Annotated in this window: 14 protein-coding genes; 4 read left to right on the top strand and 10 right to left on the bottom strand. The window is 69.0% G+C overall.

From position 1 onward, the window contains the following. Positions 1-155 precede the first annotated feature (155 nt). The 3 genes from R9X44_RS32150 to R9X44_RS32140 all read right to left on the bottom strand — a co-directional run bounded on the left by R9X44_RS32150 (position 156) and on the right by R9X44_RS32140 (position 3,020). On the bottom strand, positions 156-1,145 hold the full coding sequence (locus R9X44_RS32150; RefSeq protein WP_319818123.1) for a malate dehydrogenase: 990 nt from the start codon (positions 1,143-1,145) through the stop codon (positions 156-158). Between the two features lie 164 nt (positions 1,146-1,309). Next, positions 1,310-2,527 carry an NADP-dependent isocitrate dehydrogenase gene (locus tag R9X44_RS32145; RefSeq protein WP_319818122.1) on the bottom strand — a complete coding sequence of 406 codons (1,218 nt, stop codon included), beginning with the start codon at positions 2,525-2,527 and terminating at the stop codon, positions 1,310-1,312. Between the two features lie 124 nt (positions 2,528-2,651). After that, positions 2,652-3,020: a DUF3017 domain-containing protein gene (locus tag R9X44_RS32140; RefSeq protein WP_319818121.1), complete on the bottom strand. Its 369-nt coding sequence runs from the start codon at positions 3,018-3,020 to the stop codon at positions 2,652-2,654. Positions 3,021-3,154: 134 nt separating this feature from the next. Here R9X44_RS32140 and R9X44_RS32135 point away from each other — a divergent pair, with 134 nt between their 5' ends. After that, the gene (locus R9X44_RS32135; protein WP_319818120.1) at positions 3,155-3,832 is read left to right on the top strand and encodes an FHA domain-containing protein; all 678 of its coding nucleotides are present in this window, start codon (positions 3,155-3,157) and stop codon (positions 3,830-3,832) included. A 114-nt stretch (positions 3,833-3,946) separates the two neighbouring features. Here R9X44_RS32135 and R9X44_RS32130 read toward each other — a convergent pair whose 3' ends face one another. The 3 genes from R9X44_RS32130 to R9X44_RS32120 all read right to left on the bottom strand — a co-directional run bounded on the left by R9X44_RS32130 (position 3,947) and on the right by R9X44_RS32120 (position 6,226). Continuing rightward, positions 3,947-4,831, bottom strand: coding sequence for a bifunctional methylenetetrahydrofolate dehydrogenase/methenyltetrahydrofolate cyclohydrolase (locus R9X44_RS32130; RefSeq protein WP_319818119.1), 885 nt, complete (start codon positions 4,829-4,831; stop codon positions 3,947-3,949). A gap of 69 nt (positions 4,832-4,900) precedes the next feature. Further along, on the bottom strand, positions 4,901-5,977 hold the full coding sequence (locus R9X44_RS32125; RefSeq protein ID WP_319818118.1) for a DNA glycosylase AlkZ-like family protein: 1,077 nt from the start codon (positions 5,975-5,977) through the stop codon (positions 4,901-4,903). A gap of 81 nt (positions 5,978-6,058) precedes the next feature. Further along, the gene (locus R9X44_RS32120; RefSeq protein WP_319818117.1) at positions 6,059-6,226 is read right to left on the bottom strand and encodes a hypothetical protein; all 168 of its coding nucleotides are present in this window, start codon (positions 6,224-6,226) and stop codon (positions 6,059-6,061) included. A gap of 288 nt (positions 6,227-6,514) precedes the next feature. Between R9X44_RS32120 and R9X44_RS32115 the strand changes: the two genes are divergently transcribed. Continuing rightward, the gene (locus R9X44_RS32115; RefSeq protein ID WP_319818116.1) at positions 6,515-7,372 is read left to right on the top strand and encodes a sulfurtransferase; all 858 of its coding nucleotides are present in this window, start codon (positions 6,515-6,517) and stop codon (positions 7,370-7,372) included. A gap of 224 nt (positions 7,373-7,596) precedes the next feature. After that, positions 7,597-8,358: a hypothetical protein gene (locus R9X44_RS32110; protein WP_319818115.1), complete on the top strand. Its 762-nt coding sequence runs from the start codon at positions 7,597-7,599 to the stop codon at positions 8,356-8,358. Here the strand turns inward: R9X44_RS32110 and R9X44_RS32105 are convergent. The 4 genes from R9X44_RS32105 to purN form a co-directional block, all read right to left on the bottom strand. Beyond that, positions 8,351-8,974 (bottom strand): PIN domain-containing protein, encoded by a 624-nt coding sequence (locus tag R9X44_RS32105; protein WP_319818114.1) that lies wholly within the window; start codon positions 8,972-8,974, stop codon positions 8,351-8,353. The genes R9X44_RS32110 and R9X44_RS32105 overlap by 8 nt on opposite strands. Further along, positions 8,974-9,432: a helix-turn-helix domain-containing protein gene (locus R9X44_RS32100; protein WP_319818113.1), complete on the bottom strand. Its 459-nt coding sequence runs from the start codon at positions 9,430-9,432 to the stop codon at positions 8,974-8,976. Before R9X44_RS32100 ends, R9X44_RS32105 begins: the two co-directional genes overlap by 1 nt. 118 nt (positions 9,433-9,550) lie before the next feature. After that, positions 9,551-11,110: a bifunctional phosphoribosylaminoimidazolecarboxamide formyltransferase/IMP cyclohydrolase gene (purH, locus tag R9X44_RS32095; protein WP_319818112.1), complete on the bottom strand. Its 1,560-nt coding sequence runs from the start codon at positions 11,108-11,110 to the stop codon at positions 9,551-9,553. Beyond that, complete coding sequence (purN, locus tag R9X44_RS32090) at positions 11,107-11,763, bottom strand: phosphoribosylglycinamide formyltransferase (RefSeq protein ID WP_319818111.1); 657 nt, start codon at positions 11,761-11,763, stop codon at positions 11,107-11,109. The genes purH and purN overlap by 4 nt, the downstream gene beginning before the upstream one ends. A 149-nt stretch (positions 11,764-11,912) precedes the next feature. On the opposite strand from purN, the gene R9X44_RS32085 reads away from it, so the two are divergent. Beyond that, entirely contained in the window at positions 11,913-12,332 is a 420-nt protein-coding gene (locus R9X44_RS32085) for a hypothetical protein (protein WP_319818110.1), read from the top strand. Positions 12,333-12,336: the final 4 nt, after the last annotated feature.

Genomic DNA, 12,336 nt, shown 5'->3' with positions numbered 1-12,336 from the left:
GTCCGTCTCGCACTAGAACGACGAAAACCCGCAAAGTCCGCCCATACCAACCAGAACTTCCCGGCAAACCCGAAGGCCCCGAACCTCCCGCGAGGGAAGTCCGGGGCCTCCGGTGGCCTGGACGGGCGGATCAGGGACGCGTCAGAGCGTCAGATTCAGAGGAGACCCAGGGCCTTGACGGCGTCGCGCTCCTCGACGAGCTCGGCGACCGAGGCGTCGATCCGGGTGCGGGAGAAGTCGTTGATCTCCAGCCCCTGGACGATCTTCCACTCGCCGTTCTCGGAGGTCACCGGGAACGAGGAGATGATGCCCTCGGCGACGCCGTAGGAGCCGTCCGACGGGATCGCGGCCGACGTCCAGTCGCCCTCGGGGGTGCCGTTGACCCAGTCGTAGACGTGGTCGATCGCGGCGTTCGCGGCGGAGGCGGCCGACGACGCGCCGCGCGCCTCGATGATCGCCGCGCCGCGCTTGGCGACGGTCGGGATGAAGTCCTCGGCGAGCCACTTCTCGTCGTTGACGACCTCGGCGGCGTTCTTGCCCGCGACCTCGGCGTGGAAGATGTCCGGGTACTGGGTCGCCGAGTGGTTGCCCCAGATCGTCAGCTTCTTCAGCTCAGTGACCGGTACGCCGGTCTTGACGGACAGCTGGGACAGTGCCCGGTTGTGGTCGAGGCGGGTCATCGCGGTGAAGCGCGACTTGGGCACGTCCGGCGCGGCGGCCGACGCGATGAGCGCGTTGGTGTTGGCCGGGTTGCCCACGACGAGGACGCGGATGTCGTCGGCCGCGCCGTCGTTGATCGCCTTGCCCTGCGGGCCGAAGATGCCGCCGTTGGCCTCGAGCAGGTCGCCGCGCTCCATGCCCTTGGTGCGGGGGCGCGCGCCGACGAGCAGGGCGACGTTCGCGCCCGCGAAGCCGTCGGTCGGGTTGTCGAAGATGTCGATTCCCGCCAGGAGCGGGAAGGCGCAGTCGTCCAGCTCCATCGCGGTGCCCTCGGCGGCCTTCACGGCCTGCGGAATCTCCAGAAGGCGCAGCTTGACCGGCACGTCAGCGCCGAGGAGCTGCCCGGAGGCGATGCGGAACAGCAGCGCGTAGCCGATCTGGCCTGCGGCGCCGGTCACCGTGACGTTGACAGGGGTGCGAGTCATTTCGCGATCACTCCAAGATGGGCGGGATCTCTCGGTATCGAGATACTGCACCCGTCAGGCTATCGCGGCGCATCACGCGAAGAGCCGCGCACCCCCGGTGAGATGCGCGGCTCTGGTGCGCGGAGCCGTCCTCCCGTGCTGAGGACGGGCCCGCGCGGAACGCCTTACAGGGCGATCTTCTTCTGGAGGTTGACGTCCAGGGCGTGCAGGAACTCCTCGGTGGTCAGCCACGGGGTGTCGTTGCCGACGAGGAGGGCCAGGTCCTTGGTCATCTGTCCCGCTTCGACGGTCTCGATGCAGACCTGCTCGAGCTTGTGCGCGAAGTCGGTGACGGCCGGGGTGCCGTCGAGCTTGCCGCGGTGGGCGAGGCCACGGGTCCACGCGAAGATCGACGCGATCGGGTTCGTCGAGGTCGGCTTGCCCGCCTGGTGCTGGCGGTAGTGCCGGGTGACGGTGCCGTGCGCGGCCTCGGCCTCGACGGTCTTGCCGTCCGGCGTCATCAGCACCGAGGTCATCAGGCCGAGCGAGCCGAAGCCCTGCGCGACGATGTCGGACTGGACGTCGCCGTCGTAGTTCTTGGTCGCCCAGACGAAGCCGCCGTCCCACTTGAGCGCCGCGGCGACCATGTCGTCGATGAGGCGGTGCTCGTAGGTGAGGCCGGCCGCGTCGAACTCGGCCTTGAACTCGGCGTCGAAGATCTCCTGGAACAGGTCCTTGAAGCGGCCGTCGTAAGCCTTGAGGATCGTGTTCTTGGTCGACATGTACAGCGGGAAGTTGCGGTCCAGGGCGTAGCGCATGGTGGCGCGCGCGAAGTCCCGGATCGAGTCGTCGAAGTTGTACATGCCCATGGCGACGCCGCCGCCGGGGAACTTCGCGACCTCGAACTCCATCGGCTGCGAGCCGTCGTCGGGGACGTAGGAGATCGTCACGGTGCCGGGGCCGGGCACGACGAAGTCGGTCGCGCGGTACTGGTCGCCGTGCGCGTGTCGGCCGATGATGATCGGCTTGGTCCAACCCGGCACCAGACGCGGAATCGTCTGCATGACGATCGGCTCACGGAACACCACGCCGCCGAGGATGTTGCGGATCGTTCCATTGGGGGAACGCCACATCTTCTTCAGGCCGAACTCTTCGACGCGCGCCTCGTCCGGGGTGATGGTGGCGCACTTCACGCCGACGCCGTACTTCTTGATGGCGTTGGCGGAGTCGATGGTGACCTGGTCGTCCGTGGCGTCGCGGTGTTCGATGCCGAGGTCGTAGTACTTCAGGTCGACGTCGAGGTAAGGCAGGATCAGGCTGTCCTTGATGAACTGCCAGATGATCCGGGTCATCTCGTCGCCATCGAGTTCGACGACGGGGCCCTCTACTTTGATCTTGGGCATGGCTGGTGGCTTTCCCTTTCCTCGCCCCTGCGGTCCCTTGTAAGGCTCACTGGGGAGGGTATCCGAGGGGGCTCACAGGTCTAGACCGCCACCCCCGGTTTTCATTGCTTGACAAAGTTCTCACTTACCCGCCACGCGGCGCCAGGAAGGCAAGGACGGCGAGACCCGTGCCGAGAACTGCCATGGTCCCCACATCCGTCCATTTTTTGCGTGTGACGAGAAACCCGAGCCGTGACTCGGGGAGCCCGACGCGCAAAGCCGCGCCGAGCAGCATCGAGGCGGCCATCACATAGGTGCCGACGCGAAAGTTCTGCCAGGCGGTGAGAAGTCCGAGAAAGACGCCCCCGGCCACCAGGGCGTAGTACGCCTGGCCTTTGAGGCCCGAGGACTCCCGGGGGGCCGTGCGGCGACGCCGTCGGCCGCCCTCCTGCCCGCGCCGGGGCCGGCCTTCGCCGCCGGGGGGAGCGGCGGGACCCGGATGTTCGCCTGTCATCACCCGGTGATTTTACGCCCTGCCATGGCAAACCCCGCGACGGCCAAAGTGCTACCCACGAGTAGGTCGTGTGACGTTCCACGCGACGGGTAACCCGCACGACAGGGGTCGCTAACTGAGTGGGAGGAACCACAGTGGAGGGGCCGTTCATACGCATCGAGGAGAGCGGCGCGGTCGTGCCGCTTCGCCCCGACGTCACGACGGTCGGCAGAGGAAGGGGGGTGGACATCCGGCTTGACGACCCGAGCGTGGCAAGGCTGCACGCGGAGATCGTCCGGCGCGGACCGTACGTCTACGTGGTCGACATGGGCCTGTCGCGCACGGGGACAAGGGTCAACGGACGTCCGATCGCCCGCAGGGTCCTCGAAGACGGAGACGTGATCAGCTTCGGCACCGCCCGAGGCCGCTTGGGGGGCATCCCCCGTGAGGAGGTCGATCCGGAAACCGAACTGCGCAGGGCCGTCGCGCCCGAGCTCACCCGGAGGGAACTCGACGTGCTGACGGCGCTGTGCCGTCCCGCGCTGTCGGACGAGGCGTTCGTCGCCCCGGCCGCGGCCAAGGACATCGCGCTCGAACTCGTCGTGACGGAGGCGGCGGTCAAGCAGCACCTGCTGCGGCTGTACCAGAAGTTCCGCATCCCTGAGGGCATCAACCGCCGCACCCGCCTCGCCAACGAGGTGATCGCCATGGGCCTGGTGCGCCCGCTGCCGACGGTGCAGATACCGCCGCAGCGTCCCGCCATCCCCGTCCCCCCGGAGCCGCGCCGTCCGGGCATCGCCGCGCGGACCCCCGTCACCCGCCGGGCAAGCTGAGGAGGCCCCGCGCTTTCGGGCGCGGGTCAGCCTGACCGGAACCGGACGAGTGCCCAGCCGACATCGGGGTCGGCTGGGCGACCACACGATCGTTTATCCGAGCGACTTCTCCGCCTACGCCGTGCCTTCCGCCGACGCTGTGCCCTCCGCCGACGCTGTACCTTCCGCCGACTCGACGACGTTCGCCAGCAGCATCGCGCGCGTCATCGGGCCGACGCCGCCGGGGTTGGGCGCGACATACCCGGCCACTTCCGACACGGCGAAGGACACGTCGCCCGCCAGCTTTCCGTCCACCCGGGAGACGCCGACATCCAGCACGGCGGCGCCCGGCTTGACCATGTCCGCGGTGATCAGCCCGGGAACGCCCGCTGCGGCGACGATGATGTCGGCGCGGCGGGTGTGCCGGACGAGGTCGCGGGTGCCGGTGTGGCACAGCGTGACCGTCGCGTTCTCGGTGCGGCGCGTCAGCAGCAGCCCGAGCGGCCGTCCGACGGTCAGGCCGCGCCCGATCACCACGACCTCCGCGCCGTTGATCGGCACGTCGTAGCGGCACAGCAGCGCCACGATGCCCTTCGGGGTGCAGGGCAGCGGGGCTTCCTTGAGCATGACGAGACGGCCCAGGTTCACCGGGTGGAGGCCGTCGGCGTCCTTGGCCGGGTCGATCAGCTCGAGGACGCGCTGCTCGTCAAGGCCCTTGGGCAGCGGGAGCTGCACGATGTAGCCGGTGCACGCCGGGTCGGCGTTCAGCTCGGCCACGACCGCCTCGACCTGCTCCTGGGTGGCGTCCGCCGGCAGGTCCCTGCGGATCGAGGTGATGCCGACCTCGGCGCAGTCACGGTGCTTCATGTTCACGTACGCGTGGCTGCCCGGGTCGTCGCCGACCAGGACCGTGCCGAGGCCGACCGAGACCCCCCTGTCCCTCAGGGCGTCGACCCGCTGCTTGAGGTCAGCCTTGATCTCGGCCGCGGTGGCCTTGCCGTCCAGAATCGTTGCGCTCATCGCTCTCCTCGCCTGCGTCGCCCCATTGTCCCAGCGGTCGGCGGGTGGGCCGTCCGGGGGCCGGGCGGCTTAGGCGAGGGCGGGTGGGCGGACGCTATCGGGAGTGCTGCCGCGCAGGTCGCCGAGTTGCTCGCGGAGGAAGCCGCTCGAGCGGTCGATCGTGTCGGCGAGCTCGTCGTCCGGGCGGGTCCAGGTCGTCCAGACGATCTCGCCGCGCTCCTGGTCGAAGTCCCAGAAGCCGATCAGGCGGCCCCGGTCGAAGATCGCCTGGGCGGGCAGGCCGCGCAGGTCGCCGTGCTCGGGATCGAGGACGCCCGCGAGGTCGTGCCGCAGGTGGTGCAGGCCGTCCAGCGCGCTTACGACCGCGTAAGACGGGGTCGCCGGTCGGGTGAAGTCGCCGAACTCGTCGACGTCCTGGATCAGGAGGTCGCCGTCCACCTGCGGGTGCAGGTCGAGCGGGGCGACCGCGCCGCGCGCCGCCTGCTCCGACAGGCCGGAGAACCAGCGGAAGTTCGCCAGGGACGCCACCCCGATCCAGCGCCAGTAGTGCTCGGCGAGCGCCGTGCGCGCCTCGGCCGAGTCCGGCACGTGCGGCGGGGTCCAGCGGACGTACCCGTGCCGCTCCCTGTCCAGGCGGCCCTCGATCGGGACCCTTCGGATCTCGCCGGACGCCTCGAGCAGCGCGAGCGCCGCGCCGAGCGCGATCCGGCCCGCGTCGCCGTCCGGGAGCAGGCCGTGCAGGTCGAGCCGCGACGCCTCGATCGGCTCGTCGGTCATCGCGTCCTGGATGAGGCTGATGAGCCGGTCGAGCGTCTGGTGCGGGACGCCGTGGTCGTCACAGGAGTCGACCTCGGCGCGGGCGGCGGGCGCGGCCATGCGCAGGCCGAGCCCGTAATCCTCCTCGGGAAGTATGTAGGTGCGGCCGAGCGCCGTGCGGATCTCGCAGATCCTGCCGTCGGCGACCGCCGCGTCGGTGCCGTCGCGGCCTGTGCCGGAACGGCTGAAGATCGTCAGATAGGGGTTGAACCCCCCGACGGACCGGGCCCAGCCCGTCTGCGCGAGCACCTCGTCGGGGCCTGCACCGTCCAGTGACCCGTCGAGTCCCTGGCGGGCCGCCCAGAACGCCCTCAGCTTCTCTTCGTCCATAAAGCCAGGTGTTCCCCGAACGACCCGGAGGTTTCGGGGCTTTGTGGGGGTTTTGCGGGTTTTGTAGGGGTTTTGGCGCGCCTACTCGGCGTCGCGCGCGCCCCGCCGCTCGAGCACCCAGTCGGTGGCCTTCCACCCCGCCTGCCCGGCGATCATCGCCACGCCCACCGCGGCGGCGAACCCGATGTACTCCCGCCCCTCGGCGACCCATCCCGAGCTCTCCACCATCAGCCCCAGAACAGCTCCCACCGGCACTCCCCGTTGTCCAAGCCGACGTCAAATCCCCGCCAGAGGCTACCCAACCCGTCACGCTGCCCGCGCCGTTCGCCCGAAGCCCGTTCCGGCAAACCCCCCGAACCGGCATCTCGTAGATCAAAAACCCCAAACCCAGATGATTCACCCGGAATCTTGCGGGCTCCGCACCCGTTGTCCCGGGTGGAGGCCGGGTCTCGGCGCGGCCTCATGTAACCAAACAGGTAGGTTTTATGGAGATCCCCGTTCCGCACGACGGGGACGCGCTCCCGAAAGGACACGTCAATGTCCCACCCTCTGCTCGTCGACGCCGCCTGGCTGCACGAACACCTCGCCGACCCCGGCATCCGCGTCCTCGACGCGACGACCTTCCTCACCCAGCCGGAAGGCGACGGCTACTACGACGTCGAGTCAGGCCGTCAGGCGTATGAGAAGGCCCACATTCCGGGCGCGGCCTTCGCCGACCTCCTCCACGACCTCGCCGACCCCGACGCCGCCACCACCTTCACCGCCCTCGACAGCGCCGCCTTCGCCGCGAAGATCGGCGCGCTCGGCGTCGGCCCCGACACCCACGTCGTCATCTACGACCAGGGCCCCAATGTCTGGGCCACCCGCCTGTGGTGGAACCTCCGCTACGAGGGCTTCGACTCCGTCTCCGTCCTCAACGGCGGTCTCCCCGCCTGGACCGCCGCGGGCCACGAGACCCGCACCGGCACCGAGTCCTACCCCGCCGCCGAGTTCGTCGCCTCCCGCCGCCCCGAACTCCTCGCCACCCAGTCCGACGTCCTGGCCGCCATCGACGCCCCCGACACCATCCTGGTGAACTCCCTCGACCCCGACACCTTCTCGGGCAAGCGCGTCACCTACGCCCGCCCCGGCCACATCCCCTCAAGCGTCAACATCCCCTTCATCAACCTCGCCGACGCCAACGGTTTCAAGTCCCCCGAAGAAGTCCGCCCCCTCTTCGATTCCGCCAACACCCTCGACCCCACCAAAAAGGTCATCACCTACTGCGGCAGCGGCATAGCCGCCACCGGCCTCGCCTTCCACCTGGCCCTCCTAGGCCGCCCCAACGTAGCCATCTACGACGGCTCCCTGACCGAATGGTCCGCCAACCCCACCCTCCCCCTCCAAACCACCTAACCCCAGAGCCCCCACCCGGGGCCCCAAGCCCCGGGGCCGACACCCTCGACGCCGTCCCGGAGCCGCCCGGTTCGTTGACACTTAATAACGGAACTGTAAATACGGACTCGGCGGACTTGCGTGGACAGACCTACCGGTAAGTAGATTCTTTCCCGTCTGAACGCTCTCTGGCGGGCCCGCCTCTCGCTCAGGCTCCTTGTCACCACCCCGTGAGGAGTCACCCTGTGCGTCTGAAGCACGCCATCACCGTCGCCGTCGCCGCCCTCGCCGTCGGCGCGGTGGCCTCCCCCGCCTCCGCCGCCCCCGCCGAGTGGAAGCCGAGCCCCGCCGACTTCGCGAACTGTCCCGCGATCCCCCAGGGCGCGGGCGCCTGGGCCTGGAACTGCATCTCCATCGTCGTCACCGGCGGCCAGCTCAAGATGGGCTCGATCACCCAGAACATCACTGAGCCGATGACGATCCCCGTCGCCGTCGGCTGGCACGAGAACAAGGTGACGATGATCAGCCAGAGCGGCGGCTTCTCCGGCTCCTGGATCGACATCCCGAAGGAGTCCGCGCCGCTGGGCATCGAGGGCTTCCAGGTGCAGGTCCGCCAGGCCGGGCCGATCACCCCCGGCAAGATGCTGCTGCCCGAGACCCTCAGCCTGAAGCTCGGACTGCGCAGCGCCTCGCTGCCCGCCCTGCTCGCCCCCGGCTGCTCCCTCGGCACCGACGCCGCGCCGATCACCGTCAACGCGGGCCTGTCCGGCCTCAAGCTCGGCCTCAAGAACTGGACCCCGGTGATCACCGCCAAGCTCGCCGACGACGCCTTCGTCGTGCCGAAGGCCACCGACTGCGGCCTCCTCACCGGCACTATCAACTCCCTGATGAAGCTCCCCAGCCCCTCCGGCGCCAACACCATGGCCCTCGACGCAAGCATCCGCATCAACAACTACGCCTTCGGCGACCAAACCACCCTCTTCGCCACCCAAAACACCATCAAATAACCCCACCCCACCCCCACCCCCTCCAAACCAACCACCCCAGGAGCCCCCATCCGGGGGCTCCCTCTAAGTCTCGGAGGGTCGCTGCCGACTCGACGAGTCCCGCGCGCTCCAGTGCGTCGAGGATCTCCGCGAAGGTCTTGGGTGGCCTGTTCCGGGCCTCCGCGATCTGGTGGACGCAGGAGCGCAGGGTGCTCTCGGCAAGGCCAAGTTGGTCGAGGACGAAGTCGTCGGGGCCCTTAGCCTCCAATCCGTACGGCGCGAGAGCGGCGGCGGGGAAGTCCCTGAGGTTCGAGGTCACGATCACTTCGGCACCACACCTGATCGCGGCGGCGACAACGTGCCGGTCGTCGGGGTCGGGGAGCTTGATCCCGTCGATCAGCCCCTCGTACCCCTCGACCAGCGCCCCGGGTACGGCGGCGTTCATAAGCTCGCGAAGGCGAGCCCACTTCTCCCCGGAGATGTCCGGTCGGTTCGCGGCGGCGTTGCGGATCATCTCGTCAAGGATCGCGTTCGACCAGTACGCCCGGACCAGGCCGGACCGCGCAACGCGGATCAGAAGATCACGGACTTCGTTGCCATAGAGCACGTTGGCGTCGTAGAGCACCACGAAGGCCATCAGTAGAGGTCCAGGTCCTCGGTGAGGGTGATCAGGGCGTCGGCGGCCTTGCGGGTGCGGGCCTCGGTGGCGTGTTTGTAGGCCATGAGGTCGTCGAAGCGGATGCGGCGGTGTCGGCCGACGAGGCGGTAGGGGATCTTGTCGTCTTCGAGGAGGGCGATGAGGTAGGGGCGCGAGACGTTGAGGACGTCGGCCGCCTGCCGGGTCGTCAGTTCGGCGTGGTTGGGGACGAGGGTCACGCCCCTGCCTTCGGCGAGCTGCGCGAGCATGTACGCGAACATCGTCACGGTGTCACGTGGCAGGACAAGAGCGTCCTCACCCGCCAACTCCACGTGCACACGGACGTCATCGTCACCTGGATAAGCCGCCAGGAAATCCTTGATCCGGCGCAGCGCCCGTCCCGCGTCCTGCGCGCTGACCTGCCCGGGTTCCAGCGACTTCGGTGTGCTCACCGTCATGACGCACCCCCTCCCATCTGCAGTATGTGCACCAAACGCAATAAGTGCAACCCCAGTGTTCCAGGGCCCCGGGAATGCGGACGCCCCCGTCCGGTGTGGACGGGGGCGGTCGGGTGGGTTAGTGGAAGAAGTGGCGGGTGGAGGTGAAGTAGAGGGTGGTGGCGGATTTTTCGCAGGTGGTGATTACTTCTTCGTCGCGGATGGAGCCGCCGGGTTGGACGATGGCGGTGATGCCGGCGGTGATGAGGATTTCGGGGCCGTCGGGGAAGGGGAAGAAGGCGTCGGAGGCGGCGACGGAGCCGGGGGCTCGGTCGGCGGCGCGTTGGACGGCAAGGGAGCAGGAGTCGACGCGGTTGACCTGGCCCATGCCCACGCCGACGGAGGCGCCGTCCTTTGCCAGGAGGATGGCGTTGGACTTGACGGAGCGGATGGCCTTCCAGGCGAACTGAAGGTCGGCGAGCTGTTCCGGGGTCGCCGCGGGGCCCGCCTTGAGGGTCCAGTTGACGGAGTCGTCGCCGGGGGCGGTGATGAGGTCGGCGGACTGGACGAGGAGGCCGCCGCTGATCTGGCGGAGCTCGGGACGCGGCTCGCGGGGGAGGTCCTCGGCGACCAGGAGGCGGATGTTCTTCTTGGTCTGGAGGATCTCCAGGGCCTCGGGCTCGAAGGCCGGGGCGACGACGACCTCGGTGAAGACCGGCGCGATCTGCTCGGCCATCTCCCTGGTGACGGGCCGGTTCGCCGCGATCACGCCGCCGTAGGCCGAGACGGGGTCGCAGGCGTGCGCCTTGCGGTGCGCCTCGGCGATGTCCGCGCCGACGGCGATGCCGCACGGGTTCGCGTGCTTGATGATCGCGACGGCCGGTTCGCTGAAGTCGTAGGCGCTGCGCCGCGCGGCGTCGGTGTCGACGTAGTTGTTGTACGACATCTCCTTGCCGTGCAGCTGCTCAGCACCGGCGAGCCCACCCGAGCCGGTCGTGTACAGCGCGGCCTTCTGGTGCGGGTTCTCCCCGTACCGCAGGACGGCCTTGCGCACGGCGGTGGTCCCGGTGAAGTCGGCCCAGCCGGACTCGACGGCGGTCTCGTCGGGCGCGTACGTCTCGGCGAACCACGACGCGACGGCCACGTCATAGGCCGCGGTGTGCGCGAACGCCTCGGCCGCGAGCCGCTTGCGCTGCTCGAACGTGAACCCGCCCGCCGCGACGGCCTCAAGCACATCCCCGTACCCCGACGGCGACGTCACCACCGCCACCGACGGGTGGTTCTTGGCGGCCGCCCGCACCATCGACGGCCCCCCGATGTCGATCTGCTCGACGCACTCGTCGGCCGACGCCCCCGAGGCCACGGTCTCCGTGAACGGGTACAGATTCACCACAACAAGGTCAAAAGGCTCGACCTCGAGCTCCGCCAACTGCGCGACGTGCTCGGGCAGCCTCCGGTCCGCGAGAATCCCTGCGTGGACGCGCGGGTGCAGGGTCTTGACGCGCCCGTCGAGGCACTCGGGGAACCCGGTGAGCTCCTCGACCTTGGTGACGGGCACACCCGCGGCGGCGATCCGGCCCGCCGTGGAGCCGGTCGAGACGAGCTGGACGCCCGCCTCGTGCAGGCCGCGCGCCAGTTCCTCCAGTCCGGTCTTGTCGTAGACGCTGACCAGGGCGCGCTTGATGGCGATCCGGCTCACGGCTGGGACCCCTCCTCGTTCTCCTCCGCGCCCGCGGGGGCGCAGACGCTGCACTTCATGGACACGTGGCGTTCGTCACGGTGGGTCCAGCCGTTGCGGGCGAGCCTGCCGATGACGTCGATGAACAGCCGCCGCTCGACCTGTTTGATCTTCTCGTGCAGGGATTCCTCGTCGTCGTGCCACCCGACCTTGACGGCCTCCTGGGCGATGATCGGCCCGGTGTCGACGCCGGCGTCGACGAAGTGGACGGTGCAGCCGGTGACCTTGACCCCGTACGCGAGCGCGTCACGGACGGCGTGCGCGCCGGGGAAGGCGGGAAGCAGCGCCGGATGCGTGTTGACGACGGTGAACCGGTCAAGGAACCGCGGCCCGAGGATCTTCATGAATCCGGCGGAGACCACGAGGTCGGGCGCGTGTTCCGCGACGCGCGCGGTGATGGCCTTGTCCCAGTCGGCGCGGGACGGGTGCGCCCCCACTGCCTCGACAAACGTGGGAAGTTCCGCCTGCTTTGCCCGGTCGAGTCCGGCGATATCAGGACGATCCGCGCCCACGGCAACGACCTGGGCCCCATAAGCTGGGTCCGCGCACGCGTCGAGCAGCGCTTGAAGATTCGTCCCCGCACCGGAGACGAGAACGACGAGCCGGGCGGTCAACGGAACTCTCCTGACGGAAGATCGTTACAGGTCAGGGGTTGTTCCCCCGGGACCTCGGCGGAACCGATTCCGCCGTGAGGACTCTATCTTCCGCGCGGAAGATCCATTGCAGCGGCCGTGTACGGCGGCGACGACCCAGGAGGAATTCGGTGAACGAGCAGGGCCCAGTGACCCCCGACACGCGAAGCCGGGCGGGCCTGCGCGCTCTCTGGCTCGGCCTGGGCGCCGTGGTGTTGACGATGTTCATCCCGCCCGCCGCGCTGATCATCGGGATCTTCGCGATCATCGTCGCGGTCCGCACCCGCAAGGCCGCCGCCAAGGGCGAGAAGACCCCCGGGGTGATCGCGGGCGCGGTCTTCGGCCTGTTCGCGACGGTGTTCTCGGCGGCGTCGCTGATCCTGAGCGCGATCCTGTGGACCGAGATCAACGGCCTGAACGACTGCAAGCAGGTCGTCAACACGCGCACCGACGAGCGCGCGTGCAACGACCAGTGGATCCCGAAGATCGAGGACAAGCTGAACATCCCGAGGGGCACCTTCGAGAAGTACGGCTACGACGACCTTCTCTAGACCT

It is taken from the genome of Actinocorallia sp. A-T 12471 (assembly GCF_033875155.1).
Lineage (GTDB): Bacteria > Actinomycetota > Actinomycetes > Streptosporangiales > Streptosporangiaceae > Actinocorallia.
Note: the sequence above shows the minus strand (reverse complement) of the source record. Positions and strands in the feature narration are given on the sequence as shown.

Bases quoted from the DNA above. Each gene is read 5' to 3' on its own strand.
- R9X44_RS32115 (WP_319818116.1), top strand. From the start codon at position 6,515: ATGTCCCACCCTCTGCTCGTCGACGCCGCCTGGCTGCACGAACACCTC.
- R9X44_RS32150 (WP_319818123.1), bottom strand. From the start codon at position 1,145: ATGACTCGCACCCCTGTCAACGTCACGGTGACCGGCGCCGCAGGCCAG.
- R9X44_RS32140 (WP_319818121.1), bottom strand. From the start codon at position 3,020: ATGACAGGCGAACATCCGGGTCCCGCCGCTCCCCCCGGCGGCGAAGGC.
- R9X44_RS32105 (WP_319818114.1), bottom strand. From the start codon at position 8,974: ATGGCCTTCGTGGTGCTCTACGACGCCAACGTGCTCTATGGCAACGAA.
- R9X44_RS32130 (WP_319818119.1), bottom strand. From the start codon at position 4,831: ATGAGCGCAACGATTCTGGACGGCAAGGCCACCGCGGCCGAGATCAAG.
- R9X44_RS32145 (WP_319818122.1), bottom strand. From the start codon at position 2,527: ATGCCCAAGATCAAAGTAGAGGGCCCCGTCGTCGAACTCGATGGCGAC.
- R9X44_RS32125 (WP_319818118.1), bottom strand. From the start codon at position 5,977: ATGGACGAAGAGAAGCTGAGGGCGTTCTGGGCGGCCCGCCAGGGACTC.
- R9X44_RS32100 (WP_319818113.1), bottom strand. From the start codon at position 9,432: ATGACGGTGAGCACACCGAAGTCGCTGGAACCCGGGCAGGTCAGCGCG.